Here is a 24,457-nt window from a genome sequence, read left to right on the forward strand (position 1 = left end):
CGCCTCAGAGCGTGGCGCCCTCGCGCAGCCAGCCCCGCGCGGAACCGTCGGCGTTGAGTGCCCGGCGCTCGCCCGGCTCGTGGTGAATCTGGACGCCGACCTCGTTGGTCACGGTGCCCAGCGTGGCCAGCTCGGCCATCTCGGGCCCGGCCAGCCACTTCTCCAGCTGCGCCGGCGTGGCCCAGTGGGTGTTGAGCTGGTAGCGCACCGGCGCCTGCTGCGGGAACTCCTCGACGGGGCCGATGAACTGGAACGGCTGCGCCTCGAACGTGCCGGGCAGGGTCTCGTAGGGCATCGTCTCGTAGCCGGGCAGTGCAGCGGTGAGCGTCGTGACGAGCGCGTCGACGCGCTCCTGCGGCAGTGCGTCGGCCGGTACCAGGCTGGTCTCGAGGAACAGCGGGCCGGTCAGCTCCTCGCCCTCGGCGGGACGCCGCCACTTGCGGATGTAGAAGGCGTCGAACCAGGTGTCGTAGGCGCCCTTCATGACGGGCCCGTGGTCGGGGCTGCGGTACCAGGCGTCCATGAGGTCCGGCGTCTCCCACTTGCCCGAGAAGTACATCCACGGGGAACGGGCGATCGGGCCGCCGATGACGGCCAGGAAACCGGGCTGCGACGCGACGACGGGCCCCATGCGCTCCTGCGTCGCCCAGAAGTCGGCCTCGTTGCCCGCGCGCAGGGTCATGCAGGCTTCCATGGTGGTCACGGTCTGCGGGATCGGCATGTCGGTTCCTCCGGCATGTGGTGCGGCGTGTGCGCAACCTGACTGTGGTCCTGGGAACGCTATTGCGCATTTTCCACTGTCGTCAAGTACTCGTCAGGGTTACTCGGCGGAGCGGGTCGCCGCCCGTCGGCGGGTCGGAGTGGCGGTCCGACCGTCCTCACGACACGCTTGGCGCGTGACGCGCACCCGGGTGAGGGCCGCCCTCGTCGGCCTGGCCGCCGCGGCGGACGGCGTGGTGGGCCGGGTCGTCCTGGTCGTCGTGCGGGTCCGCGGGCGGCGCCGGCCGCTGGTCCTGCCGTTCATCGGCCACGGGTCGGTCGAGCGGGTGCGGTTCGGCGCGCGCGTGGTGATGGGGCATCCCGACGCCGGCATCGTCGACGAGGCCGTGCCCGGTCCGCGGTCGCGCCGGCAGGTGCTGCGCGCGAGCCTGAGCCGGTTCTTCACCGTGGAGATCCCGCGCGCGCAGGTGGCGATCCGCACGCCCGGCGGGGTCGCCCGGGTCCGGGCGGACGACGAGGGCTACGTCGACGCCGTCGTCGACCGTCCCGGGCTGGAGCCCGGCTGGCAGGAGGCCGACCTGACCCTGGCGGACGGCGCGACCGCGACCGCGCAGGTCCTGGTCGTCGACCCGCGTGCCGACGTCGGGCTGGTCAGCGACGTCGACGACACGATCCTCGAGACGGGCCTGACGCGCGGGCTGGAGTTCCTCCGGGCGACGCTGCTGACCGAGACCGCGGACCGCGCCCCGCTGCCCGGGGCGGCCGCGCTCTACCGGGCGCTCGTGTCGTCACCGGAGGTGTGCAGGCCGGTCTTCTACGTCTCGACCAGCCCGTGGAACCTGCACGGCACGCTGCTGGAGTTCATCGGGCTGCGCGCGTTCCCGCTCGGCCCGCTGCTGCTCACCGACTGGGGTCCGGGGCGCGGCACGCTGTTCCGGATCGGTGCCCGTGAGCACAAGACCTCGCTGATCACCCGGATCCTCGACGAGCACCCGGCGCTCGCGCTGGTCCTCGTCGGCGACACCGGCCAGCTCGATCCCGAAATCTACGCGGACCTGGCCCAGGCGCACCCGGACCGGATCCGGGCGGTGTACGTGCGCCGCCCGCCGGGGCGCAACCCGCGGCGCGACGCACAGGTCCGCGCGCTGGCGCGGGAGGTCAGCGCACGCGGCGTGCCGATGCTGGCGGTGGACGACAGCACGCAGATCGCCGAGCACGCCGCGTCGATCGGGCTGCTCGATCCGGCCGCGGTCCCGGCGATCCGGAGCGCGACGACGCAGGGCCGGCTCCCCGCCGCGACCCGCTGATGCGATGACGCAGGCACGGCCGGAGCCCGTCTGCCGGGTGCGGTGTCCTCGTGGGAGCTCCGACGGGCCTTCCCTTGTGGACGAGTCCCGGGCATGCTCGGGACTCGGCCCGAGCGGAGGTGCGTGCGCACATGGACGACCCCTCTACCCGCCACCGCGGCTGGGAGATCGCGCTCGCCGTCGTGCTCGTCGTGGGTGGGGCGTTCCTGCTGAGCAACGCCGTCGCCGCCACCCTGCTGTCGATCGTCCTCATCGGATGGACGATCCTCGCCGCCGGCGTGCTGCTGATCGTGCGGGGCGTGCTGCGCCGGGAGTCGTCGGCGGTGTTCTGGTCGGCCCTGCTCGGCGGCGCCGTCCTCGCCGTGCTCGGCATCGTCGTGCTGCGCAACCCCGTTGTCGGGGCGGCGACGTTCACCCTGCTCGCCGGGGCGATGTTCCTCGTCGTGGGCGCGGTGCGGATCGTGCTCGCCGTCCAGCTGAAGGAACACCGGATCGTGCTCGGCCTCGTCGGGGTCGTGTCGCTGGTCATGGGGCTGGTCGTGCTGCTGAACTTCGCGGTCGCGACGCTCACCCTGCTCGGCATCCTGCTGGGCATCCAGATGATCGGCGAGGGCGTCGTCCTGCTCGTCGCGGGCCGCCGGGGGCTGCGGCCCGGGCGCGCCGCAGCCACGCCCACAGCCAGGTCCTGACCCTGGGACCCGCTCGACGCGCTCAGCCCTCGCCGCGACTGCGGTGCTCGGCGTCGTCGCCGTCGGGCGCCGTGGCGTCCTGCGAGACCGCCGCGGCGGACGGCTCCGGGCGGGCGGGGCCGGGGAAGATCACCGAGATCGCGATGCAGACGACACCGAGGGTGATGTAGGTGTCCGGGAGGTTGAACGTCGCGAACCAGCCGGTGTGGAAGTAGTCGGCCACGGCGCCCTCGACGGCGCGGTTGACCAGGTTCGTCGCCGCGCCCGCGACCACGGCCGCGAGCCCGATCAGCCCGAGCAGGCTGACGTCGGCCGCCGCGACCCAGGCATAGCCGGCGATGGCCAGCGTGATCGCGCCGGTCACGAGGATCACGACCCAGGTCGGCAGCGACGAGCCGAGGCTGAACGAGACCCCGGTGTTGTAGAACAGCCGCAGCTGCAGGACCCCGAGGTCGATGATGCTGCCGTCGCCGAGCGCGGCCTCGATCGCGATCTTCACCAGCCACGCGACGCCCGCGAGGGCGACGGCGAGGATGACGAGAAGGGTTCGTCGCCGCGCGGCCGACCGCGCTCGTTGCGCCACGTGCCCATCATGCCCGGCCGCCGATCCGCTCCAGCACGGCGACCGCGCACGCGGGCCCGTCCTCGTCGGCGATGCGCGCGCCGACGGCGGCGGCCGCGGCGGCGGGCCCGGGCTGCAGTGCGGCCCGCAGGGCCTCGGTCAGCGCCGCGGCGGTCAGCTTCTCGCGGGCGATCGGCGGCGGTCCGGCGCCCAGCGCCGCGACGCGACGGCCCCAGAAGAACTGGTCGGAGAAGAAGGGGACGACGACGCTCGGGCGCCCCGCCCGCAGCCCGGCCGCGGTGGTGCCGGCGCCACCGTGGTGCACGACGGCCGCGACCCGCTCGAACAGCCAGCGGTGCGGGACGTCCCCCACGACGAGCACGTCGTCGGACGGGTGACCCGGGGCGAGCCCGGCCCAGCCGGCGGCCAGCACCATCCGGGTGCGGGCCCGGCGGGCCGCGGCGAGGGCGATGTCCACGAGCTGCCCGGCGTCGCGGTCGGGCATGCTGCCGAACCCGATGTACACGGGCGCCGGGCCGGCGTCGAGGAACGCGGCGAGCTCACGCGGCGGGACGTGATGCGGATCGGGCGGCGCCATCCAGTAGCCGGTGACGTGCACGTCCGGCGGCCAGTCCGGCGGCACGGGGACGACGACCCGCGAGAAGCCGTACAGCGTCGGCGGTCGGGTACCCGGAGGCCAGTGCGACGGCGGGCCCGGCGGCAGCGGGGGCGAGCCCTGTGCCCGGCGCTGCGCGGCGATCGTCGGGAGGAAGGCCTTCCACAGCAGCCGGTCGGCCAGCGCCCACGTGGCGTGCCGCAGCGCCGCGGGGACGTCGCGCACGCCGGGGGAGCCCGTCGGGCCGAAGGCGCGCGTCGGGGTCTGCGGCTGCAGGTGCGCGGCGACGGCCGGGACGCCGTAGAGGTCGGCGACGTTCGGCCCGATCGCGGCGAGCGTCGCGTACACGACGAGGTCGGCGTCGCGACAGGCGTCGACGGCGGCGGGGTAGGCCTCGTCGAGCGCGGGGCCGACGATGGCGGCCATGCGCCGGGTGAGGGCGACGGGGTTGCGTGTGGCGAGCATCCGCTTCCCCTCGGGGCTCGCGAGGACGGCGCGCGGGTTGCCTGGCAACGTCGCGAACTCGAGGCCCGCGGCTCCGACGGTGCTGGCGAACTCGTCGTGCGTGGCGAACCGGACACCGTGCCCCGCGCGCCGAAGCCGGACCCCGAGCACGACGAACGGCTCCACGTCCCCGCGCGAGCCCACCGCCAGCAGTGTGATCCGCATGACATGATCCTCCCGGATCCCCTGCCGCCGCCGGGATCACGGTCCTGGTCCGGTTGCGCCGCAGCGCGTCTCCGGGCAAGCATGACCGAAATTCCGGGAAGGCGGTCGGTGTGGGGCGGGCGAGGGCACGGACGCTGTGCGCGACGCTCGCCGTCGCGCTCCTGACGCTCACCGGCTGCACGTACACCGTGTCGGGGCAGGCCGTCGCCGAGCGGGCCGACGCGCCCCTCACCCCGCCGCTGGAGGGCACCACGTGGTCGGGCACCGACTCCGACGGCCGCTTCTACGTCTTCCGGTTCAAGGCCGGGTCGCGGCTGGCGTACACGAGCCCGACCGGTACCTTCGACAAGGCGGGCGACACCTGGCGCCAGTCGGGCGCCTCGGTCACGTTGACGTTCAACAGCGGCTACGCCGTCTACAAGGGATCGATCGTGGGCGAGGACATGGGCGGTCGGGCGTCGAACGTCGTCGGCAAGAAATGGGAGTGGTCGGTCCGCAGGCAGTGACGGTCCGCCGGCGCACCGGCGGACCGTACGGGTGTCGTCGCGCTCAACGGCGCAGACCACGCACGAAGGCCGCGAGCCGGTGCCGCCGCGCGACGGCGACGACGACCATCAGCGCGCCGATCAGGATCGGCGTGACGACGTCGGCCGGGTTGTGCAGCACGAAGACCTGCGTGATCATCGCCCCGATCATGAGGGCGACGAGCCCGGTGGCGGCCGCCGCCGCGATCGGTGCGAGCAGGAGCCCGACGCCGCCGGCGAGTTCCAGGACGCCGACGACGTAGCGCAGCCACTGGCCGCTGCCCATGGCCTCGAACATCGCGACGGCGTACTCCTGGCCGAACAGCTTCGGCGCCGCGGAGCCGACGACGAGGAAGAGTCCGACGACGATCTGCACCGTCCACAGTGCACGGTTGGCGACGCGGCCGGTGGTGGCGGCGGGGGCGATGGCGGTGGCGGTCATGAGGTCCTCCCGGGGATGCGGTGGCGGTCGCCGGTGTTGACGACGCGGCGGTCCGGATCTCATCGCCGGACGGCCACTTTCTCCGGATCGGCCATCGGCGACCGGAACGGGCCGGGGTCGACTGGGGCTCATGGTGATCGGTGCGGCGGCGGCCGCGGGCATCGCGACGGTGGCACTCGGACTCGTCCTCACCCCTGGCCCGAACATGCTCTACCTGGTCTCGCGCAGCATCACGCAGGGCAGGCGCGCGGGGCTGGTGTCGCTGCTCGGGGTCGCGGCGGGTTTCGGCGTCTATCTGGCCGCGGCGTCGGCGGGGATCGCCTCGGTGTTCGCGGCGGTCCCCGCGGCCTACCTCGCGCTCAAGATCGCCGGCGCCGGCTACCTGCTGTACCTGGCCGTGCGGACGCTGCGGGCGGGTGGGCGCGGCGTGTTCGAGGCCCGCGACCTGCCCGTCGAGCCGCCGTGGCGGCTGTTCACGGCGGGTCTGACGACGAACCTGCTCAACCCCAAGATCGCCGTGCTCTACGTCGCGCTGCTGCCGCAGTTCGTCGACCCGGCCGGCGCGCCGGTCTGGGAGCAGAGCCTGGCGCTGGGCGCGGTGCAGATCGTCGTCGCACTGACGGTGAACGCGCTGATCGTGTGCTCGGCGGCGACGCTCGCCCGGGTTCTCGGGCGGCGCCCGTCCTGGGTCCGGGTGCAGCGCTGGGTCATGGGCGGGGTGCTCGGTGCCCTGGCGGTGCGCCTGCTCGCCGAGCGGGCGCCCGCCCCGGCCCAATGACCTCCACGCGCGGAACGGCGACGCACGGTCCCGGCACCCCGGCCGGGCTCGGAACTCCGGGCTCGGAACTCCGGGCTCGGAACTCCGGGGCTCAGAACTCCGGGAGCCACGCCTCGGCCAGCGCCCGGGCCGCGACGGTGCAGTCGAGCTGGGCGAGGATGTTGGTCCAGCCGGAGAGCACCCGGACGATCAGCATGTGCTGCGGGGGCAGGGCCAGCGAGCGACCGGTCTCCCAGAACGCGCGTCCGCGCACGTCCATCACGCGTGAGCCCTGCTGGGCCATCCAGTCGCGGTGGAACCGGAAGGTCCGCGAGCGCAGCGGGTCGGCGAGCGCACCGATGTAGCGCAGCACGTCCTCGGCGGGCACGTCCCCGCCGACGAAGCCCTCCGCCAGCATCAGCCGCATCATCTTGGCGGGTTCGGCGTCGGCGACGTGGCGCAGGATGCGGGCCAGCACGGGCGGGAACCCGTCGGGAAGCTCCGCGACCGCACCGAAGTCGATCATCGCGAGCCGGCCGTCGGCGAGCACCATGAAGTTGCCCGGGTGCGGGTCGGCGTGCAGCAGCCCGACGCGCAGCGGGGAGGAGAACATCGTCTCGATGATCGTGTGCGCCCAGCTGTCGCGCAGGGCCTGCTCGGTGGCGTCGCCGGCGGGCCGTGCGGTCATCGCGCCCAGCGACACCCCGTCGAGCCATTCCGAGACGATCACCTTCGGGGCCGAGGCGACGACGGCCGGCACGTGCAGGCGCGGGTCGCCGGCGTAGGCGGCGGCGAAGCGGCGCTGGTGGTCGGCCTCGGCCCGGTAGTCGAGCTCGTCGAGCATGCGCCTGCGCAGCTCCCGGACGAGCGCCTTGGCGTCGAGCGCGGGGACGATCAGCGCGAACAGCGACGAGAACCGCCCGAGCGTGCGCAGGTCGGCGTCGAGTGCCTGGTCGGCGCCCGGGTACTGGATCTTGACGGCGACCTCGCGGCCGTCGGCCCACACGGCGTGGTGGACCTGGCCGACGCTCGCGGCGGCGGCGGGCTCGTCGTCGAACGAGCGGAAGCGGCGCCGCCAGTCCCGACCCAGCTGCTCGGCGAGCACGCGGTGCACGGTCCGCGCCGGCATCGTCGGGCCGCAGGACTGCAGCTTGGCCAGCGCCTGCCGGTAGGGCTCGGCGATCTCGGCGGGGATCATCGAGTCGTAGACGGACAGCGCCTGGCCGACCTTCATCGCGCCCCCTTGAGCTGGCCGAGCACGGCGAAGAGCTGCTCGGCGTTGCGCTCCATGGCACTGGCCGACACCTGCTCCGCGTCGGCGCCGGCGAGGCGCCTGCCCCAGCCCGCGACGGCCCGGCCGCCGAAGGCCAGGGGGAGCGCGGCGATCCTGGCCGAGCGGGCCACGCTGCCGCGGGGGATCTCGGAGTACGCCGTGTCGGTCATGAGGAGAATCGTGCCGACGAGCGGGCGCCGAGTCGTGGGGGATGACCCCGAAGTCGTGGTGTGGTTACCCTCCCCCTCGCGGGGGAGCCCACCATCGGGCCAACCCCCCGCCGGGTCAGTCGGCGAGCATCACGGCCAGTTTGGTGACGGTGTTCCAGTTGCGCCCGGTGACCGTCACACCCCATTTCCTGGCCATCGGCGTCGCGATGTCCGGCGCCTTGAGCACGCCGTCGGGACACCACTGGTAGACGACCCGGTCGCCGATGCGCACCCGGTCGGGGTCGAGCTCGACGGGGTCGAACGCCGCCAGCGCGGCCGGGTCCGGGTCGGCGGAGAGGAAGAGCGCCATCATCCGCGAGCCGTTGTCCGCGACGTCGGCGAGCGGGTGCGCGGCGATCACGGCGTCGAGCTCCGGGCCGGTGCGCACGACGACCCCGATGCGCATCCCGAACTCCGCCTCGAGCGCCTGCTCGATCGCCTCGGCGAGCGCCGCGGGCGTCGTCGCGGAGGCGCGCAGGACGGCGTTGCCGCTCTGCAGCAGGGTGCGCACGTCGTCGAAACCCATGCCCGACAACAGCTCCCGGAGCCGAGCCATCGGCACCTTGCGCTTCGGGCCCAGGTTGACCCCGCGCAGCAGCACCGCGTAGCTCGGCATCCGCGCAGCCTAGTCGGGCGGGCTCAGACGACGCCGCGGTCGTGCAGCGCCCCGATCTCCCCCGACGCCAGGCCCAGCCGCTCGGCCAGCACCTCGTCGGTGTCGCGGCCGAGAACGGGAGAGGCCCCCGCCGGGCCGTGGGAGCCGTTCCAGCGCAACGGGGTGCGCGCCGCGATCACCGCGCCCGCGCCGGGGACCACCTCGTCGGACAGCACGGGGTAGGTGCCCTTGCGGTGCGCGGCGACGACGTCGGTCATCCCGCGGTAGGCACTCCAGAGCACGCGTGCCTCGTCGAGCTCGCGGCTGGCCTGCTCGAGGCTGCGGGCGGCGAACCACGGACGCAGGATCGCCGCGATCGTCTCCCGGAGACGGTAGCGGTCGGTCTCCTGGGTGAGGTCGGCGTCGAGCGCGGCCTCGAGCGCGGAGAACACCGCGCCGGTCCCCGTCACGGTGCAGAGTGCCTTCCACTGGCCCTCGGTCAGCGCGACGACCATGACGCGCTCGCCGTCCTTGCACAGGAAGTCGACGCCGAAGCTGCCGTACACGTGGTTGCCGTGGCGCGGGCGGTCCCGTCCGTTGGTCGCGACCTCCGACAGCCAGCCCATGTCGGCGACGCCGGTGAGCGCGACGTCGGCGAGCGCGATCTCGATGTAGGCCCCGCGACCGGTCCGGTCACGGTCGCGCAGCGCGGCCAGCACGCCGGTCGCGACGGTCATGCCGGTGATCAGGTCCCACGCGGGCAGCACGTGGTTGACCGGCGCGCCGCCCTCCTCGGGGCCGGTGATCTCCGGCAGCCCGACCTCGGCGTTGACGGTGTAGTCGACGGCGGGCCTCCCGTCGGGATGCCCCTGCACGCGGACGTGGATCAGGTCGGACCGGCGTGCGGTGAGCACCTCGTTGGACATCCACCGCCTGCCGACGACGTTGTCGACGAGGACGCCGCGGTCCGGCCCCGGCGCGGTGATCAGCGCGACGACGAGCTCACGGCCCTCGTCGGAACGCTGGTCGATGGCGACGCTGCGCTTGCCGCGGTTGAGCGCGGCCCAGTAGTAGCTGTCGCCGCTGGGGGCGACGGGCCAGCGCTTGTGGTCGTTCGCCCCGCCCAGGGGGTCGATCCGCACGACGTCGGCTCCCAGACGCGAGAGGGCCAGTCCCGCCGTGGGGCCCGCGACGAAGCTCGCGCACTCCACGACCTGCAGCCCCTCGAGCGGACGGACGGTCATCGCACCTCCACGTGTGGGCCCGGCCGGGCGACCGGCACCCCTGCGAGCCTTCCACGCCGGAGCCCGAAGGGGGGATTGCCCCACCCTCGGATCGGGTGGGTCGCCCCACTGTCCCGGCGCCCGTGCTGCAGAAGAGTCATGGGGGAGGCCGTGCAGCAGCGGCACGGACGATCCGGACGCCGGGAGGGCCCGCGGGATGACCGTCGCGACGATGTGCGCCGTCGTGCTGCACAGCCCGTGGCTGCCGCTGGCGCTCGTCGTCCTGGTCGCCCTCGACGGGCCCTTCCCACCCCTGCCGAGCGAGACCGTGCTGATGACGGCCTACGCCACCGCGTTCGCGTCCGGGAACCTGCTGATGGTCGGTGAGCTCGCGGTCTCCGCGCTGCTCGGCTGCCTGCTCGGCGACCTCCTCGTGCACACGCTCGGCCGGTCGAGCACCCGGCTGGTCCGCCGGGTCGACCGCGCCGGTCCCGTCGCGTCCTGGGTGTCGGCGACGATGCTGGCCCGCCCGGTGGTCGCACTCGTGGCGGCCCGGTTCATGCCCAGCGGCCGGCTGCTGAGCACGGCGATCGCCGGTCGCGTCGGCGTCCCGGTGCGGCGTTTCGTCCCCGGCTCGGTCACCAGCTCGACGCTGTGGGGCACCTACATGATGACCGCGGGGCTGCTGCTGGGCCCGGTCGTCGGCAACGACCCGCTGGTCGGGCTCGCGGTCGGGGCCGGGATGGCCGTCGTGACCGCGAGCGCGTTCGGACTTGCGTGCCGGGTCCGGCTGGCCCGCCGGGCGGCCGTGGCGCGGGCCGGGACTCCCGTGGGACAGCGGGATCCGGCGGCGGTCTGAACCGGTCCCGCCGACCGCGGACCTGACGCGGGGCGCGACGACCGGAATACTGCCGATCATGTCGACGATGACCTGGGTGGCCGAGGTGGGCGAGGACAACGCCCGCTGGCTCGCCACCGAGAGCCGCACCGCCCGGCTCGCCCGCGAGTACCGACCCAGGGACATCGGGGAGGGGCGCATCGAGTTCAGCGTCCGCGCCCTCGGTGCCTCCCGCGAGCTCGGTGAGGAGGAGGACGGCTTCATCACCGAGGATGGCGAGGGTCTGCGCATCTGGATCGGGGACGACGCGTTCGACCTGGAGCTCGTCGAGTCCTGAGCCGCCTGCGACCGAACGACCACGAGAACACCCGCTACTGAACGAGAGCACTGCTCTTGACGTGACGTCGCGGGTGCGGTTCACTGTTCCTATCGGAGAGCAGTGCTCTCGAATCGAGGAGGAACCGTGACCGCCACCCGCTACGTCGCACCCGGCCGCAGCACCGCCCTGTTCAATGCCGCCGTCGCCGGCCTGACCCGGATGGGTGTCAGTGTCTGGGGGAGCCGGGTCCTGGCCGTCCGCGGCCGCACGAGCGGCCAGTGGCGGACGACCCCGGTCAACCTGCTCACCGTCGACGGTGAGCGCTACCTCGTCGCGCCGCGCGGCGTCACGCAGTGGGTCCGCAACATCCGCGTCGCCGGCGAGGCAGAGCTGCGGGTCGGCCGCCGCGTCGAGCGGATCCGGGTCACCGAACTGGCGGACGACGAGAAGCCCGCCGTCCTGCGGGCCTACCTGAAGCGGTGGAAGTTCGAGATCGGGGTGTTCTTCGACGGCGTCGACGCGAGCGCGGACGACGAGACGCTGCTCGGGATCGCGCCCGGCTACCCGGTGTTCCGCATCGGCTGAGCCTCACGGGGCATCCGTGCGGCTCGCGGGGGAGCAGGAGACCAACCGGGACCGGTGGAGGCTCCCCGTTCCACCGGCCCCGGTCAATCCGGACAACGCGCGGCGGCCGGATGAGTTTCGGTCCCTGCGCGACGGCCGTCGAGCGGGCGGCCTGCATCGACGACCGGCCGGACACGCCGGGCCGAACGACGCGCCGCGTGTCGGGCCGCGGGGGGAGCCGTCGGCCGAACAGGACGAACCGACCGGCGCGCGTCACCCCGTGGCGGACAACCGGTTCGACACGGCCACGTTCGCCGCGAGCCGATCGGCGGGGGCTCCCCGCGCGTCCTAGGCTCGCGTCCGTGGCAGAGGCCGAAGCGGGGAGAGAAGGCGGCGAGAGCACGCTCACCGTGCTCGTCGCGCTGGGCGCCAACGCCGCGATCGGCGTCCTCAAGCTGATCGCCGGCCTGCTGACCGGGTCGGCCGCGATGCTCGCCGAAGCCGCGCACTCGGCGGCCGACACCGCCACCGAGGGCCTGCTGCTGACGGCACTGCGCCGCTCCAGCCGCGCCGCCGACCGCCGCCACCCCTTCGGCTACGGCAAGGAGCGCTTCTTCTGGGCGCTGATCGCCGCGGTGTCGATCTTCGTGTCCGGCGCGGTGTTCGCGATCTACGAGGGCATCCGCACGATCGTCGGCGAGGAGGCCGAGCAGACCGCGGTGCTCGTCGCCTACGTCGTGCTCGCGATCTCGTTCGTGCTGGAGGGCATCTCCTGGACGCAGGCCGTCCGGCAGCTGCGCCGGGAGGCGGCCGCCGACGAGCTCTCGCCCATGGAGTGGCTGCGCCGCACCGATGACCCGACGGTCAAGACGGTGTTCTTCGAGGACTCCGCCGCGCTCATCGGGCTCCTGCTCGCCTTTGCCGGCGTCGGGCTGCACCAGCTCACCGGCTCCGCGCTCTACGACGGGCTCGCCTCGCTGCTGATCGGTGTGCTGCTCACCGGGGTCGCCTACGTGCTGGGGCGGACCAACAAGGGCCTGCTGATCGGGCGGCAGGCCGACCCGCGGCTGGTGCGCGCGCTGCGCGACGACCTCGGCGCCCGGCCGGAGGTCGACGCCGTCGTCGACCTGCTGACGATGATGCTGGGCACCGACCAGGTGCTGCTGTGCGCCCGACTGGACTTCGACGACGCCCTGGGTGCCGCCGATCTCGAGCGGACGTGCGTGGCCATCGACGCCGACCTGCGCGAGCGGTTCCCGGACCTCGCCGAGATCTTCCTGGAACCGGTGCCGCGCAGCGATCCGACGATGCGCGAGCGGGTCCTGTCGCGTTACGGCGAGTCGACGGGCCTGGGCCGCCCGACCCCCTGACCCCGGGGACGACGCCCCCGGGTTCGAGCCGGCCTTTCGTGAGTGGCGATGGTCGCCATGGCGACCATCGCCACTCACGGATCAGGCGATCTGGCGGTCCGTCGGGTTGATCGGCCGGGGGAGGACCTCACGGCCCGTCAGGTAGCGGTCGACGCCCGCGGCGGCCGAGCGACCCTCCGCGATGGCCCACACGATCAACGACTGCCCGCGCCCGATGTCGCCCGCGCTGAAGACGCCGTCGACGCTGGTCATGTACTGGTCGTCGCGCGCGACGTTGCCGCGCTCGTCGAGGTCGACGCCCAGGTCGCCGAGCAGCTTGCCCTTCTCGGGCCCGACGAAGCCCATCGCCAGGAGCACCAGGTCGGCCCGCAGCTCGCGCTCGGTGCCCTCGACCGGGACGAACCGGCCCGACTCGTCGCGGGTGACCTCCACCAGCCGCAGCGCGCGGACGTTGCCGTCCTCGTCGCCGACGAACTCGGTGGTGTTGACCGAGAACAGCCGGTCGCCGCCCTCCTCGTGCGCCGACGAGACGCGGTAGATCATCGGGTAGGTCGGCCAGGGCATGCCCTCGGTCCGGTGCTCCGGAGGCGTCGGCATGATCTCGAGCTGCGTGACCGAGGCCGCGCCCTGACGGTGCGACGTGCCGAGGCAGTCGGCACCCGTGTCACCGCCGCCGATGATCACGACGTGCTTGCCCTCCGCCGTGACCGGCGGCGCGTCGATGTCGCCCTGCTGCACGTGGTTGGCCCACGGCAGGAACTCCATCGCCTGGTAGATGCCCGCGAGCTCGCGACCGGCGACCGGGATGTCGCGCCACGCGGTCGCGCCGCCCGCGAGCACGACGGCGTCGAACTCGGCTCGCAGCTGCGAGACCGTGATGTCCACGCCGACGTCGACCGAGGCCCGGAAGAGCGTCCCCTCCTCCTGCATCTGGCGCAGCCGCCGGTCGAGACGGGACTTCTCCATCTTGAACTCGGGGATGCCGTAGCGCAGCAGACCGCCGATGCGGTCGGCCCGTTCGAACACGACGACCTCGTGCCCGACGCGGGTGAGCTGCTGGGCGGCGGCCAGGCCCGCAGGCCCGGAGCCGACGACGGCCACCTTCTTGCCGGTACGGCGCTCCGGCGGCTGCGGGGTGACCCAGCCCTCGTCCCAGGCGCGGTCGATGATCTCGACCTCGACCTGCTTGATGGTCACCGGGTCCTGGTTGATCCCGAGCACGCACGCGGCCTCGCACGGGGCGGGGCACAGCGTCCCGGTGAACTCCGGGAAGTTGTTGGTGGCATGCAGCCGCTCGATCGCCTCGCGCCAGTCGTGCCGCCAGACCAGGTCGTTCCAGTCCGGGATGAGGTTGCCCAGCGGGCAGCCCTGGTGGCAGAACGGGATGCCGCAGTTCATGCAGCGGCCGGCCTGCTTCTCCAGGTTCTCCCGGGGGAAGTCCTCGTAGACCTCGCGCCAGTCGAGCAGGCGCAGGTCGACCGGACGACGGGGCGGGGTCTCCCGCGGCGTCGTCAGGAATCCCTTCGGGTCAGCCACGGGACGCCTCCATGATGGCCTCGTCGACGTTGCGGCCGTCGCGCTCCGCGGCGGCCCGGGCCTGCAGGACCCGCTTGAAGTCCTGCGGCATGATCTTGCCGAACCGCTCGACGGCGACGTCCCAGTCGGTCAGCAGGGCGTGCGCCACCGGCGAGTCGGTCTCGGCGTGGTGGCGCGAGACGACGTCGCGGAGGAACTCGCGATCGGCGTCGTCGAGCGGGTCGATGTCGACCATCTCGGGGTTGACGCGGTGCCGCGGCAGGTCGAGCACGTAGGCGGTGCCACCGGACATGCCGGCCGCGAAGTTGCGGCCGATCCGGCCCAGCACGACGACCTTGCCGCCCGCCATGTACTCGCAGCCGTGGTCGCCCACGCCCTCGACGACGGCCAGCGCCCCGGAGTTGCGGACGCAGAAGCGCTCGCCCACGATCCCGCGCACGAAGATCTCCCCGGACGTGGCTCCGTAGAGGATCACGTTGCCCGCGATGACGTTCTCCTCGGCGGCGAAGGGCGCCGACGGGTCGGGGCGCAGGATCAGCCGCCCGCCCGAGAGGCCCTTGCCGAAGAAGTCGTTGGTGTCCCCGACGAGGCGCATCGTGATGCCGCGCGGCACGAACGCGCCGAACGACTGGCCCGCCGACCCCGTGAACGTGATGTCGATGGTGTCGTCGGGCAGGCCCTCGCCGCCCCACCGCTTGGTCAGCTCGTAGCCGAGCATCGTGCCGACGGTCCGGTTGACGTTGCGCACCGGCAGGTCGAGCCGGACCTTGTCGCCGGAGGCGAGCGCGCCCTCGGCCAGCTGGATCATGGTGTTGTCCAGCGCCTTGTCGAGGCCGTGGTCCTGGCTGCGGGTGCGGTGCCGCGAGCCGCCCGGGGCGACCTTGGGCATCTCGAAGATCGGCCGCAGGTCCAGGCCCTGGGTCTTCCAGTGCCGGACGGCGTCGTCGGTGTCGAGCATCTCGGCGTGCCCGACGGCCTCCTCCAGCGACCGGAAGCCGAGCGCGGCGAGGTACTCGCGCACCTCCTCCGCGACGAACCGCATGAAGTTGACGACGTACTCGGGCCGCCCGTCGAACCGCTCGCGCAGCACCGGGTTCTGCGTCGCGACGCCCACCGGACAGGTGTCGAGGTGGCAGACCCGCATCATGATGCAGCCCGACACGACGAGCGGGGCCGTCGCGAAACCGAACTCCTCGGCGCCCAGCAGCGCGGCGATGACGACGTCGCGACCGGTCTTCATCTGGCCGTCGGCCTGCACGACGATGCGGTCGCGCAGGTTGTTGGCGATGAGCGTCTGCTGGGTCTCGGCCAGGCCGAGCTCCCAGGGACCGCCCGCGTGCTTGATCGAGCTCAGCGGCGACGCGCCGGTACCGCCGTCGTGGCCCGAGATGAGCACGACGTCGGAGTAGGCCTTGGCCACGCCCGCCGCGACCGTGCCGACGCCGACCTGGCTGACCAGCTTCACGTGGATGCGGGCCGTCGGGTTGGCGTTCTTCAGGTCGTGGATGAGCTGCTTGATGTCCTCGATCGAGTAGATGTCGTGGTGCGGCGGCGGCGAGATCAGCCCGACGCCCGGGGTCGAGTACCGGGTCTTGGCGATCCAGGGGTAGACCTTGCTGCCGGGCAGCTGGCCGCCCTCACCGGGCTTGGCGCCCTGGGCGATCTTGATCTGGATGTCGTCGGAGTTGACCAGGTACTCGCTGGTGACGCCGAAGCGGCCCGACGCCACCTGCTTCACCGCGCTGCGCCGGCTGTCGCCGTTCGCGTCCGGGGTGAAGCGGTCCGGGTCCTCGCCGCCCTCGCCGGTGTTCGACTTGCCGCCGAGGCGGTTCATCGCGATCGCCAGCGTCTGGTGCATCTCCTGGGAGATCGAGCCGTAGGAGATGGCGCCGGTGGCGAACCGGGTGACGATCGACTCGACGGGCTCGACCTCGTCGATCGGCACCGGCGGGCGCACGCCCTCCTTGAGCTTGAACAGGCCGCGCAGCGTCATCAGCCGGCCGGCCTGGTCGTCGACCGCGCGGGTGTACTCCTTGAAGATGTCGTAGCGGCCCTGGCGGGTCGAGTGCTGCAGCTTGAACACCGTCTGCGGGTTGAACAGGTGCAGCTCGCCCTCGCGGCGCCACTGGTACTCGCCGCCCACGTCGAGCGTGCGGTGGGTGGCGCGGACGTCGTCGGCCGGGAAGGCCTTGCGGTGCAGCCGCAGGACCTCCTCGGCGAGCACGTCGAAGCCGACGCCGCCCAGCCGCGACGTGGTGCCGGTGAAGCACGTGTCGATGACCTCGCGGCCCAGCCCGATCGCCTCGAAGATCTGGGCGCCCGTGTAGGACGCGACCGTCGAGACACCGATCTTGGACATGGTCTTGCGGACGCCCTTGCCGAGCGCCTTGACCAGGTTCTTCGCCGCGGTCTTCGCGTCGATCCCGGGGATGTCGCCCCGGTCGGCGAGGTCCTCGACGGTGGCCATGGCGAGGTACGGGTTGACCGCGGCCGCGCCGTAGCCGATCAGCAACGCCACGTGGTGCACCTCGCGGGCGTCACCGGCCTCGACGACCAGCCCCACGCGCGTGCGGGTCCGCTCGCGCACGAGGTGGTGGTGCACCGCGCCGGTGAGCAGTAGCGACGGGATCGGCGCGTACTCGGCGGAGACCCCGCGCTGCGACAGCACGATCAGCCGCGCGCCGCCGGCGATGGCCTCCGACACCTCGGCCTTGATCTCCTCGAGGCGCTCGGACAGACCCGCGCCGCCCTTGGCCGCCTCGAACAGGCCGCGCACGGTGTAGGAGGCGAAGCCGGGGTACTCCCCGTCGTCGTTGATGTGCACGATGCGGGCCAGCTCGTCGTTGCCCAGCACCGGGAACGGCAGCACGATCGTCCGGCAGCTCGCCGGGCCGGCCTGCAGCAGGTTCTGCTCGGGCCCGAGCTGGCTCTGCAGCGAGGTCACCAGCTCCTCGCGGATCGCGTCCAGCGGCGGGTTGGTGACCTGGGCGAACAGCTGGATGAAGTAGTCGTAGAGCTGGCGCGGCCGCTCGGAGATGCCGGCGATCGGCGCGTCGTTGCCCATCGAGCCGATCGGCTCGGCGCCGGTCGCGGCCATGGGTCGCAACAGGACGGCGAGCTCCTCCTCGGTGTAGCCGAAGGACTGCTGGCGGTGTTGCAGCGCCGAGTGCGCGATCTGCTCGCGCTCGCGGTCGGGCAGCTCCTCGAGCCGGATGAGGCCCGAGTGCAGCCACTCCTCGTACGGGTGCTCGGCGGCGAGCGCGCCCTTGATCTCGTCGTCGTCGACGATCTTGCCCGCGGCCGTGTCGACGAGGAACATGCGGCCCGGCTCCAGCCGGCCCTTGCGCACCACCGTCGACGGGTCGACGTCGAGGACGCCGACCTCGGACGCCAGCACGACCAGCCCGTCCTCGGTGACCCAGTAGCGGGCCGGGCGCAGGCCGTTGCGGTCGAGCACGGCGCCGATGACGGTGCCGTCGGTGAACGCGACGAGTGCCGGTCCGTCCCACGGCTCCATCAGCGTCGAGTGGTACTCGTAGAACGCGCGACGGGCCGGGTCCATCTCGGCGTGGTTCTCCCACGCCTCCGGGATCATCATCAGCACCGCGTGCGGCAGGCTGCGGCCCGCCAGGTGCAGCAGCTCGAGGACCTCGTCGAACGTCGCCGAGTCCGACGCGTCCGGCGTGACGACGGGCGTGAGCCGCCCCAGGTCGCCGGGGATGACGTCGGAGGCCAGCAGCGCCTCGCGCGCGGCCATCCAGTTCCGGTTGCCGCGCAGGGTGTTGATCTCGCCGTTGTGCGCGACGTAGCGGTACGGGTGCGCGAGCGGCCACGCCGGGAACGTGTTCGTCGAGAAGCGGGAGTGGACCACGGCCAGCGCCGAGGTGACCCGCTCGTCGGCCAGGTCGGGGTAGAACGCCTCGACCTGCGGCTCGGCCAGCATGCCCTTGTAGACGATCGTGCGCGGCGACAGGCTGGGGAAGTAGGCACCCGTGCTGTGCTCGGCGCGCTTGCGCAGGCAGAACGTACGGCGCTCCAGCTCGATGCCGGTCGGCGCCTCGGCCACCGACGGCTCGGCTCCCGCGACGAACAGCTGGCGGAAGCTCGGCATCGCGGCGCGGGCCGTGGGGCCCAGGTCGGCCTTGTCCGGGTCGACCGGCAGCTCGCGCCACCCGAGGACGCGCAGGTTCTCCTCGGCGGCCAGCGCGTCGATGCGCGCGACGGCGGCGTCGGCCGCCGCCCGGTCGGCCGGCAGGAACGCGGTGCCGACGGCGTAGGCGCCGGGCTGCGGCAGCTCGAAGTCGACCACGGCCCGGAAGAACTCGTCCGGGACCTGGATGAGGATGCCCGCACCGTCACCGGTGTTGGCCTCCGCGCCGCGGGCGCCGCGGTGCTCCAACCGCAGCAGGGCCGTCAGACCCTTCCGGACGATGCCGTGATCACGGCGACCCTTGAGATCGGCGACGAGCGCGACACCACACGCGTCGTGCTCGAAGTCGGGGGCGTAGAGGCCGCCCGACCCGCCCTGAGGGGCACCAGTCTGTTCGCTGGTCGCAGCCAACAGCTCCTCCTGTCGTCTCGGTGCACCCCGACGATCGCATCGGGACGACGTGGACCTAATGGTTCCAAACAGAGTATCCGACACGCCCGCCAGGACGCGGGTGCTCGTCCGTTCAGGTGCACCAGCCGGGAAACTCGAATGAGTACCCGTCGTTACACGGACGCGCGGCGGCAGGACGACCTCGTCCGTACCGGGGCCGTCTGCGCACCGCACAACGCGACCGCGCGCGGCACCGGGTGCGGTCATCCGTCCAAAGCGTCGCATGTGGTGGCCGCGTTTCGCTACTCACGACCGCCGTGAGCACGATGACGGGCCGGACGACCTGCGAAGATCGTCCCGTTCCCGGGTCCCGACCAGGCCGGGAGACCCCGCGGAGGTTGCGTCGTGTGGCCCGATGTGCCGCGGTTATCACTCGATCGGCCCAGTCCTACGCACGCTCGGCGACGGCCCCGGCGGCCCGGCTCGCCCGGGTGGGGCGGGAGAATGCCGCCATGGTGGGAGTGACCGGGGCGGCCGGAGTCGTCGACGTGCGGGCGGCCCTGGCCGACGTGGCCGGGTTCAACGAGTTCTTCCGCGTCGACACCAACCCGGCCGAGGCGGTCGACCCCACCTGGCGCCCGCTGAGCGACCTCTACACCGACCCGGGCCCGCTGGCCGCCCGGATCGCGCACGTGGCCCGCGTCCTCGGCGGCGACGGCGGTCCCGTCGACGACCGGATCGCCGCGTCGATCACGCTGCAGGGGATGGCGGCCCGGGTGCTCTCCGCTCCGCTCGCCGTCGTGATCCTGCACGACGTGCTGCCCGCATTCACCGCTCGCGACGTGCACTGGCGGGTGTCGGCGACCGGCCCGTGGCCGCTGTGGGTCGGCGACCCGGGCGTGCTCGCGGGACCGGGGCTCGGCGAGGCCGAGCTCGCCGGCCGCCTCGCCGACCTCCTCGTCGAGGAGCACCTCGCCCCGCTCGTCGAGGCGGTGCGCGCGCAGGTCCGGGTCTCGGCGCGGACGTTGTGGGGCAACGCCGCGTCGTCGGTCGCGGCGGGCAAACGCCTCGTCGGCCTCGACCGGCCGGCGGCGGCGGCGCGGGCGGCGCGGATCGCCCAGGTCGTGCTCGACCACCCGGCGCTCGCGGCGACGGGCGAGCGTCGCGCGGCCGTCGCGCCCGACGTCGGGTGGACCTTCCGCCGCCGGTCCTGCTGCCTGTACTACCGCGCGCCCGGCGGCGGGACCTGCGGCGACTGCGTGCTGGCCGCGCGCTGAGGGGCCGCCCCGTCGAGGAGCACGTCCACGACGGTGACGCGCACCAGCGTCTCGAGACCCGTGTACTGCGCGACCGCCGCCGACACCTCGCGCTGCACCGCGCGGGCGAGGTCGCGGCAGTTGAACCCGAGCCGGGTGACGACGTCGATGCTCACCTCGGCCTGCGTCCCGTCGACCCGGGCGGCGACGACCGGGGCCCGCGTCGTGCCCAGCACCGCCCCCGCGAGCCCGAGCAGCGTCCCGGCCAGGTCGGTGCGCAGTGCGACGACGCCGGGCACGCCCGTGGCCGCCTCGGCCGCGACCCTGGCGACGACGCCGTCGCCGACGTGGAACGTCGTCCGCGGCCCGGTCACCGGCCCTCCCGCCCGGCGGGCGACGACGGCTGCGGGAGGTCGAACACGTCGACGACCTCGATGTCGACCCTGGTCACCGGCACCCCCAGCGCCTGCTCACCCGCCGCCAGCACCATCTGCCGCACCCGCGCCGTCGCCGACGCCAGCTCGATGCCGAACCGTGCGGTCACGGTCATGCTCACCTCGGCGGGCGGAACGGGGCGCCCCGCGTCGCCCGCGGGCCGGGAGATCCGGCAGCTGCGCGCGCGCATCCCGTCCATCGCGTCGACGACGCCGCGCAGCACCGCCGCCGCCGCGGTCGCGTCGAGGGCGGCCGGTCCGTAGGGGGAGTCGAGGACCAGCAGGTCGCGCGGACGCAGCTCGGCCAGCACAGCGCCCACGACGCGGTCGACGACCGTCGGCGGCGGGACCAGCGGCTGCGCCGCGAGCCGGCTGACCATCGCCTCCAGGCCCCGGGCGTCGGCGACCGCGGCACCGCAGTGCGGGCACTCGCGCTCGTGGGCGTCGAGGGTGCCGGCCTCGGCGTGGTCCCACACGGTCGCGGCGTCGCGGCCGCAGGCGAGCGGCTCGACGACATCGCCCTGCGCGGGGAGGTGCGCACCGGCGTCGTCCTGCGCGACACGGCCCCGGCCGTCGTGGGGGCTCACCGCCACGGGCGCATCACCTCCGCCAGCGTCTTGCGGGCGCGGTGGATGCGGCCGCGCACCGTCGCCTCACCCGTGCCCGTGATCTGCGCGATCTCGGTGTATCCGAGGCCCTCGAGCTCGCGCAACACGAAGCACACGCGCTGGTCGTGGGGCAGCGCGGCGAGCGCGTCGCCCAGCGCGGCCATCCCGGCGTCGAGCTCGGCCTGCCGTTCCGGTGACCGCGGCCGGGACCTGCCGACGAGCCCCGCCGCGTCGTCCCCGCCCGCCGCTCCCGGGTCGGCCACCGGCACGGGCGGACGTGTCCGGCGCAGCATCCCCGTGCAGCGGTTGGCCACGATCCGGTAGGTCCACGTCGAGAAGGAGGCGTCGCCACGGAACGAGCCGATCCGCCGCCACGCGTCGAGCAGCGAGTCCTGCAACGCGTCCTCGGCGTCGGAGCGGTTCCCCAGCACGCGCACGGCGAGCCGGTACAGCGCGGTCTGGTGCCGGCGGGCCAGCGCCTCGAACGCCCGCACGTCGCCCTCCTGGGCGCGCACGACCAGGGTGTGCTCGTCGAGATCGGCGAGGCGGGCACCGACCGCGGGTCGGGGCTGCTCGACGGCCTCGCGGGGCACGGGTGCCGGACCCGCAGAGGGCACGGGGGTGCGCACGTCACCGGCATCGCGCAACGCCGCCACCGTTCCCCCCGGGTCCCGCCGCTCGTGCCCGTCCATCCTGCCCTCTGTGACGACGCCCACACTACCGGCGTCCGGCCCGGTGTCGGGGTCCGTCACCCGGTGCGCGCGTCGCGGGCGCCGCCGCCGTCCGTGTAGCCCGGTCGCACCACGGGTACGCGGTCGACGAGGGGCCCGGCGGCGTCCGGCGACACCGGCACCGGGACCCACCGAGGAGGCCGAACATGGGCATGGGTGACAAGATCGACAACAAGGCTCAGGAGATGGCCGGCAAGGCCAAGGAGGGCACCGGCAAGGCCACCGAGGACCGTGACCTGGAGGCCGAGGGCAAGAAGGACCAGGTCGTCGGCAACCTGAAGCAGGCGGGCGAGAAGGTCAAGGACGCGTTCAAGAAGTAACGGCTGCGCCTGACCGGCGTGGGGGCCCCGGACATCGGTCCGGGGCCCCTCGTCGTGTCCGGCCGCGTGTCCGGCCGCGTCCCGGGTCCTGTGCAGAGCCGCGTGTCGCATCCTGTGCGGGGCACCGCGCCGGGTCCGGCGCACTACCGTGGGCGGCGTGCCCGTCGAGGACTCCCGGCCAGGTCCAGGGACCGCCGCGGCCCGTGAGGTGGTCGAGGCCGTCGCGGCGGCGGTGCTCGCCCATCCCGACGTCGTGCGCCTCGACGGCGGCCCGTTCGGTGCCGTGGCGTCGTACCTGCCCGGGCGGCGCCGGGTGCTGGGGGTGCGGGTCGGCGGCCCGGGCGAGGCCACCGAGGTCGCCGTCGTCGTCCGCAGGGGTTCGCCGCTCGCCGTCGTCGCCGACGAGGTGGCCGACCGGGTCCGCGCGGTGCTGGGCCCGGTGCCGGTGGACGTGACGTTCGCCGACGTCGTGCCCGGGGCCGGCGCCGCGCCGAGCCCCTGACGGGTCCCGGATAGGCCTCCGGCCGACCGCTCGGCGCATCCGGCGCGAGCCGTCCGCCGCACGTCGTGACGGGCAGGGATCGGTGGCTGCGGCGACTCGCCTAGACTCGGCCGAACCGTTGACGTCGTCGCGCCGGCGTCACGACCGCCTCCACGCGGTCCGCACCACAGCGCGCCCCGTGTGACCAGTACGGACGCCACCTCGGCCCGCCGGAACAGGACCCGCACGGCGCGCACCGCGCGAACCGACACGACATCCGGCAGCCGGCCCGAGGAGTACCACCGTGAAGAGCACCGTCGAGCACCTCAGCCCGACGCGCGTCCGTTTCAACGTCGAGGTGCCGTTCGACGAGCTCAAGCCCGACTTCGACCGCGCGTACAAGAAGATCGCCCAGCAGGTCCGCATCCCCGGCTTCCGCCCTGGCAAGGCGCCGGCCCGCATCCTCGAGGCCCGGCTGGGCCGCGGCGTCGTCCTTGACGAGGTCGTCAACGGCGCGATCCCCGGCAAGTACAGCGAGGCGGTGACGGCCTCGGAGAAGGTCACGCCGATCGGCCGCCCCGACATCGAGGTCACCGAGATCGCCGACGGCGACAAGCTCGCCTTCACCGCCGAGGTCGACGTCCGCCCCGAGATCGCCCTGCCCGACCTCGACGGCATCGCCGTCCAGGTCGACGACGTGGCGGTCACCGACGAGCAGGTCACCGAGCAGCTCGACTCGCTGCGCGCGCGCTTCGGCACCCTCAAGGGCGTCGAGCGGCCCGCCGCCGAGGGCGACTTCGTGCAGATCGACCTCTCCGCGTCGGTCGACGGCAAGGAGATCGAGGAGGCCGCGACCACCGGGTTCTCCTACCAGGTGGGCCAGGGCGGCCTGATCGACGGCATCGACGAGGCCATCACCGGTCTGTCCGAGGGGGAGTCGAAGACCTTCACCTCGACGCTGGTCGCCGGCGACTACGCCGACAAGGACGCCGCGGTGACGGTGACCGTCACCGCGGTGAAGGAGCGCGACCTCCCGGAGGCCGACGACGAGTTCGCCCAGCTCGCCAGCGAGTTCGACACGCTCGACGAGCTGACGGCCGACCTCAAGGAGCGCCTCGGCCGGGTCCGCCGCATGGAGCAGGTCTCCCAGGCGCGCGACAAGGTGCTCGACGCGATCGTCGAGGCCACCGAGGTCCCGCTGCCGGAGACGGTCGTGGCGGCCGAGGTCGAGTCGTCGCTGCACGACGCGGTCCACGCCTTCGACCACGACGACGACAAGTTCGCCGAGTTCCTCACCTCGCAGGGCAAGACCCGCGAGGAGTTCGACGCCGAGGTCCGCGCCGACGCCGAGAAGTCGGTCAAGGTCCGGCTGATCCTCGACGCGCTGGCCGACGCCGAGGAGGTCTCGGTCAACGACCAGGAGCTCACCGAGCGCATCGTCTACCAGGCCCAGCAGTACGGGATGTCGCCCGACGAGTTCGTCCAGCGCATCCAGCAGTCCGGCCAGCTCGGCGCGATCTACTCCGACGTGCGGCGCAGCAAGGCGCTGATCGTCGCCGTCCGGGCCGCCACCGTCACCGACGAGGCCGGCACCGCCGTCGACCTGAGCGACCTGCTCGGCCCGGCCGACGAGGCCGCCGAGGCGGTCGAGGGCGACGTGGTCGAGGGCGACGTGGTGGAGGACGCCGACGCCGACGCCGACGCCGACGCCGATGTCGCCGACGCCGCGCCGGAGGCCTCCGACGAGGCGACCGACGACACCGCCAAGGGCGCGTCGACCAGCGCCTGACGGTCTACGTCCGGGCGCCCCGTGCGCCCACAGCGAACAACCCGCCCGATCGCGGACGCCGGTCCCGGCGTCCGCGTAGGGTCGG

General features: G+C 73.5%; 23 protein-coding genes and 1 pseudogene. 12 read left to right on the forward strand and 12 right to left on the reverse strand.

The window, feature by feature from the left end; all coding sequences use genetic code 11:
* Nucleotides 1–4: 4 nt before the first annotated feature.
* Nucleotides 5–721: an antibiotic biosynthesis monooxygenase family protein gene (locus PSED_RS09870; RefSeq protein ID WP_013674101.1), complete on the reverse strand. Its 717-nt coding sequence runs from the start codon at nt 719–721 to the stop codon at nt 5–7.
* Between the two features lie 175 nt (nt 722–896).
* Between PSED_RS09870 and PSED_RS09875 the strand changes: the two genes are divergently transcribed.
* The gene (locus PSED_RS09875) at nt 897–2,027 is read left to right on the forward strand and encodes an App1 family protein phosphatidate phosphatase (RefSeq protein WP_013674102.1); all 1,131 of its coding nucleotides are present in this window, start codon (nt 897–899) and stop codon (nt 2,025–2,027) included.
* 131 nt (nt 2,028–2,158) lie between these two features.
* Nucleotides 2,159–2,716: an HdeD family acid-resistance protein gene (locus PSED_RS09880; protein ID WP_013674103.1), complete on the forward strand. Its 558-nt coding sequence runs from the start codon at nt 2,159–2,161 to the stop codon at nt 2,714–2,716.
* 22 nt (nt 2,717–2,738) lie between these two features.
* On the opposite strand, the gene PSED_RS09885 is transcribed toward PSED_RS09880, so the two are convergent.
* Both PSED_RS09885 and PSED_RS09890 read right to left on the reverse strand, forming a co-directional pair.
* The gene (locus PSED_RS09885; RefSeq protein ID WP_013674104.1) at nt 2,739–3,299 is read right to left on the reverse strand and encodes a signal peptidase II; all 561 of its coding nucleotides are present in this window, start codon (nt 3,297–3,299) and stop codon (nt 2,739–2,741) included.
* A gap of 7 nt (nt 3,300–3,306) precedes the next feature.
* Nucleotides 3,307–4,563: a glycosyltransferase gene (locus PSED_RS09890; RefSeq protein WP_013674105.1), complete on the reverse strand. Its 1,257-nt coding sequence runs from the start codon at nt 4,561–4,563 to the stop codon at nt 3,307–3,309.
* A 110-nt stretch (nt 4,564–4,673) separates the two neighbouring features.
* Between PSED_RS09890 and PSED_RS09895 the strand changes: the two genes are divergently transcribed.
* Nucleotides 4,674–5,069: a hypothetical protein gene (locus PSED_RS09895; protein WP_013674106.1), complete on the forward strand. Its 396-nt coding sequence runs from the start codon at nt 4,674–4,676 to the stop codon at nt 5,067–5,069.
* A 43-nt stretch (nt 5,070–5,112) separates the two neighbouring features.
* On the opposite strand, the gene PSED_RS09900 is transcribed toward PSED_RS09895, so the two are convergent.
* On the reverse strand, nt 5,113–5,529 hold the full coding sequence (locus tag PSED_RS09900; protein WP_013674107.1) for a DoxX family protein: 417 nt from the start codon (nt 5,527–5,529) through the stop codon (nt 5,113–5,115).
* A gap of 130 nt (nt 5,530–5,659) precedes the next feature.
* On the opposite strand from PSED_RS09900, the gene PSED_RS09905 reads away from it, so the two are divergent.
* Nucleotides 5,660–6,307 (forward strand): LysE family translocator, encoded by a 648-nt coding sequence (locus PSED_RS09905; protein WP_013674108.1) that lies wholly within the window; start codon nt 5,660–5,662, stop codon nt 6,305–6,307.
* Nucleotides 6,308–6,398: 91 nt separating this feature from the next.
* Here the strand turns inward: PSED_RS09905 and PSED_RS09910 are convergent.
* The 3 genes and pseudogenes from PSED_RS09910 to PSED_RS09920 form a co-directional block, all read right to left on the reverse strand.
* Nucleotides 6,399–7,729: pseudogene (locus PSED_RS09910) on the reverse strand (ABC1 kinase family protein).
* Nucleotides 7,730–7,844: 115 nt separating this feature from the next.
* The gene (locus tag PSED_RS09915; protein ID WP_013674109.1) at nt 7,845–8,384 is read right to left on the reverse strand and encodes a DUF1697 domain-containing protein; all 540 of its coding nucleotides are present in this window, start codon (nt 8,382–8,384) and stop codon (nt 7,845–7,847) included.
* A 23-nt stretch (nt 8,385–8,407) separates the two neighbouring features.
* Complete coding sequence (locus PSED_RS09920) at nt 8,408–9,607, reverse strand: CoA transferase (RefSeq protein ID WP_013674110.1); 1,200 nt, start codon at nt 9,605–9,607, stop codon at nt 8,408–8,410.
* Between the two features lie 196 nt (nt 9,608–9,803).
* On the opposite strand from PSED_RS09920, the gene PSED_RS09925 reads away from it, so the two are divergent.
* The 4 genes from PSED_RS09925 to PSED_RS09940 all read left to right on the forward strand — a co-directional run bounded on the left by PSED_RS09925 (nt 9,804) and on the right by PSED_RS09940 (nt 12,677).
* Nucleotides 9,804–10,445 carry a DedA family protein gene (locus PSED_RS09925; RefSeq protein WP_013674111.1) on the forward strand — a complete coding sequence of 214 codons (642 nt, stop codon included), beginning with the start codon at nt 9,804–9,806 and terminating at the stop codon, nt 10,443–10,445.
* Between the two features lie 58 nt (nt 10,446–10,503).
* Nucleotides 10,504–10,761 (forward strand): hypothetical protein, encoded by a 258-nt coding sequence (locus PSED_RS09930; RefSeq protein ID WP_013674112.1) that lies wholly within the window; start codon nt 10,504–10,506, stop codon nt 10,759–10,761.
* Between the two features lie 126 nt (nt 10,762–10,887).
* Complete coding sequence (locus PSED_RS09935; protein ID WP_013674113.1) at nt 10,888–11,328, forward strand: nitroreductase/quinone reductase family protein; 441 nt, start codon at nt 10,888–10,890, stop codon at nt 11,326–11,328.
* A 341-nt stretch (nt 11,329–11,669) separates the two neighbouring features.
* On the forward strand, nt 11,670–12,677 hold the full coding sequence (locus tag PSED_RS09940; protein ID WP_013674114.1) for a cation diffusion facilitator family transporter: 1,008 nt from the start codon (nt 11,670–11,672) through the stop codon (nt 12,675–12,677).
* Between the two features lie 81 nt (nt 12,678–12,758).
* On the opposite strand, the gene PSED_RS09945 is transcribed toward PSED_RS09940, so the two are convergent.
* Together PSED_RS09945 and gltB are read right to left on the reverse strand one after the other, a co-directional pair.
* Nucleotides 12,759–14,213 (reverse strand): glutamate synthase subunit beta, encoded by a 1,455-nt coding sequence (locus PSED_RS09945; protein WP_013674115.1) that lies wholly within the window; start codon nt 14,211–14,213, stop codon nt 12,759–12,761.
* A complete protein-coding gene (gene gltB, locus PSED_RS09950; RefSeq protein WP_013674116.1) occupies nt 14,206–18,774 on the reverse strand; it encodes a glutamate synthase large subunit in 4,569 nt (1,522 codons plus the stop codon). The genes PSED_RS09945 and gltB overlap by 8 nt, the downstream gene beginning before the upstream one ends.
* A gap of 491 nt (nt 18,775–19,265) precedes the next feature.
* Between gltB and PSED_RS09955 the strand changes: the two genes are divergently transcribed.
* Complete coding sequence (locus PSED_RS09955; protein WP_041759471.1) at nt 19,266–20,030, forward strand: (2Fe-2S)-binding protein; 765 nt, start codon at nt 19,266–19,268, stop codon at nt 20,028–20,030.
* Here PSED_RS09955 and PSED_RS09960 read toward each other — a convergent pair.
* Genes PSED_RS09960 through PSED_RS09970 form a run of 3 tightly spaced genes read right to left on the reverse strand, consistent with a single transcriptional unit; the run spans nt 19,976 to nt 21,644 of the window.
* The gene (locus PSED_RS09960) at nt 19,976–20,383 is read right to left on the reverse strand and encodes an Asp23/Gls24 family envelope stress response protein (RefSeq protein ID WP_013674118.1); all 408 of its coding nucleotides are present in this window, start codon (nt 20,381–20,383) and stop codon (nt 19,976–19,978) included. The genes PSED_RS09955 and PSED_RS09960 overlap by 55 nt on opposite strands.
* Nucleotides 20,380–21,036, reverse strand: a complete 657-nt coding sequence (locus tag PSED_RS09965; protein WP_013674119.1) for a hypothetical protein — start codon at nt 21,034–21,036, stop codon at nt 20,380–20,382. The genes PSED_RS09960 and PSED_RS09965 overlap by 4 nt, the downstream gene beginning before the upstream one ends.
* Entirely contained in the window at nt 21,027–21,644 is a 618-nt protein-coding gene (locus PSED_RS09970; protein ID WP_049803642.1) for an RNA polymerase sigma factor, read from the reverse strand. Before PSED_RS09970 ends, PSED_RS09965 begins: the two co-directional genes overlap by 10 nt.
* Nucleotides 21,645–21,928: 284 nt before the next feature.
* Here PSED_RS09970 and PSED_RS09975 point away from each other — a divergent pair, with 284 nt between their 5' ends.
* The 3 genes from PSED_RS09975 (at nt 21,929) to tig (ending at nt 24,372) form a co-directional block, all read left to right on the forward strand.
* The gene (locus tag PSED_RS09975; protein WP_013674121.1) at nt 21,929–22,102 is read left to right on the forward strand and encodes a CsbD family protein; all 174 of its coding nucleotides are present in this window, start codon (nt 21,929–21,931) and stop codon (nt 22,100–22,102) included.
* Between the two features lie 157 nt (nt 22,103–22,259).
* A complete protein-coding gene (locus PSED_RS09980) occupies nt 22,260–22,604 on the forward strand; it encodes a hypothetical protein (RefSeq protein WP_049803357.1) in 345 nt (114 codons plus the stop codon).
* Between the two features lie 283 nt (nt 22,605–22,887).
* Nucleotides 22,888–24,372: a trigger factor gene (tig, locus tag PSED_RS09985; RefSeq protein WP_013674123.1), complete on the forward strand. Its 1,485-nt coding sequence runs from the start codon at nt 22,888–22,890 to the stop codon at nt 24,370–24,372.
* Nucleotides 24,373–24,457 lie beyond the last annotated feature (85 nt).

Source organism: Pseudonocardia benzenivorans CB1190, from assembly GCF_000196675.2.
Taxonomy (GTDB): Bacteria; Actinomycetota; Actinomycetes; order Mycobacteriales; family Pseudonocardiaceae; genus Pseudonocardia; species Pseudonocardia benzenivorans.

Bases quoted from the DNA above. Each gene is read 5' to 3' on its own strand.
- PSED_RS09880 (WP_013674103.1), top strand. From the start codon at position 2,159: ATGGACGACCCCTCTACCCGCCACCGCGGCTGGGAGATCGCGCTCGCC.
- PSED_RS09915 (WP_013674109.1), bottom strand. From the start codon at position 8,384: ATGCCGAGCTACGCGGTGCTGCTGCGCGGGGTCAACCTGGGCCCGAAG.
- PSED_RS09870 (WP_013674101.1), bottom strand. From the start codon at position 721: ATGCCGATCCCGCAGACCGTGACCACCATGGAAGCCTGCATGACCCTG.
- PSED_RS09890 (WP_013674105.1), bottom strand. From the start codon at position 4,563: ATGCGGATCACACTGCTGGCGGTGGGCTCGCGCGGGGACGTGGAGCCG.
- PSED_RS09905 (WP_013674108.1), top strand. From the start codon at position 5,660: ATGGTGATCGGTGCGGCGGCGGCCGCGGGCATCGCGACGGTGGCACTC.
- PSED_RS09925 (WP_013674111.1), top strand. From the start codon at position 9,804: ATGACCGTCGCGACGATGTGCGCCGTCGTGCTGCACAGCCCGTGGCTG.
- PSED_RS09955 (WP_041759471.1), top strand. From the start codon at position 19,266: ATGGTGGGAGTGACCGGGGCGGCCGGAGTCGTCGACGTGCGGGCGGCC.
- PSED_RS09920 (WP_013674110.1), bottom strand. From the start codon at position 9,607: ATGACCGTCCGTCCGCTCGAGGGGCTGCAGGTCGTGGAGTGCGCGAGC.
- PSED_RS09930 (WP_013674112.1), top strand. From the start codon at position 10,504: ATGTCGACGATGACCTGGGTGGCCGAGGTGGGCGAGGACAACGCCCGC.
- PSED_RS09975 (WP_013674121.1), top strand. From the start codon at position 21,929: ATGGGCATGGGTGACAAGATCGACAACAAGGCTCAGGAGATGGCCGGC.
- PSED_RS09900 (WP_013674107.1), bottom strand. From the start codon at position 5,529: ATGACCGCCACCGCCATCGCCCCCGCCGCCACCACCGGCCGCGTCGCC.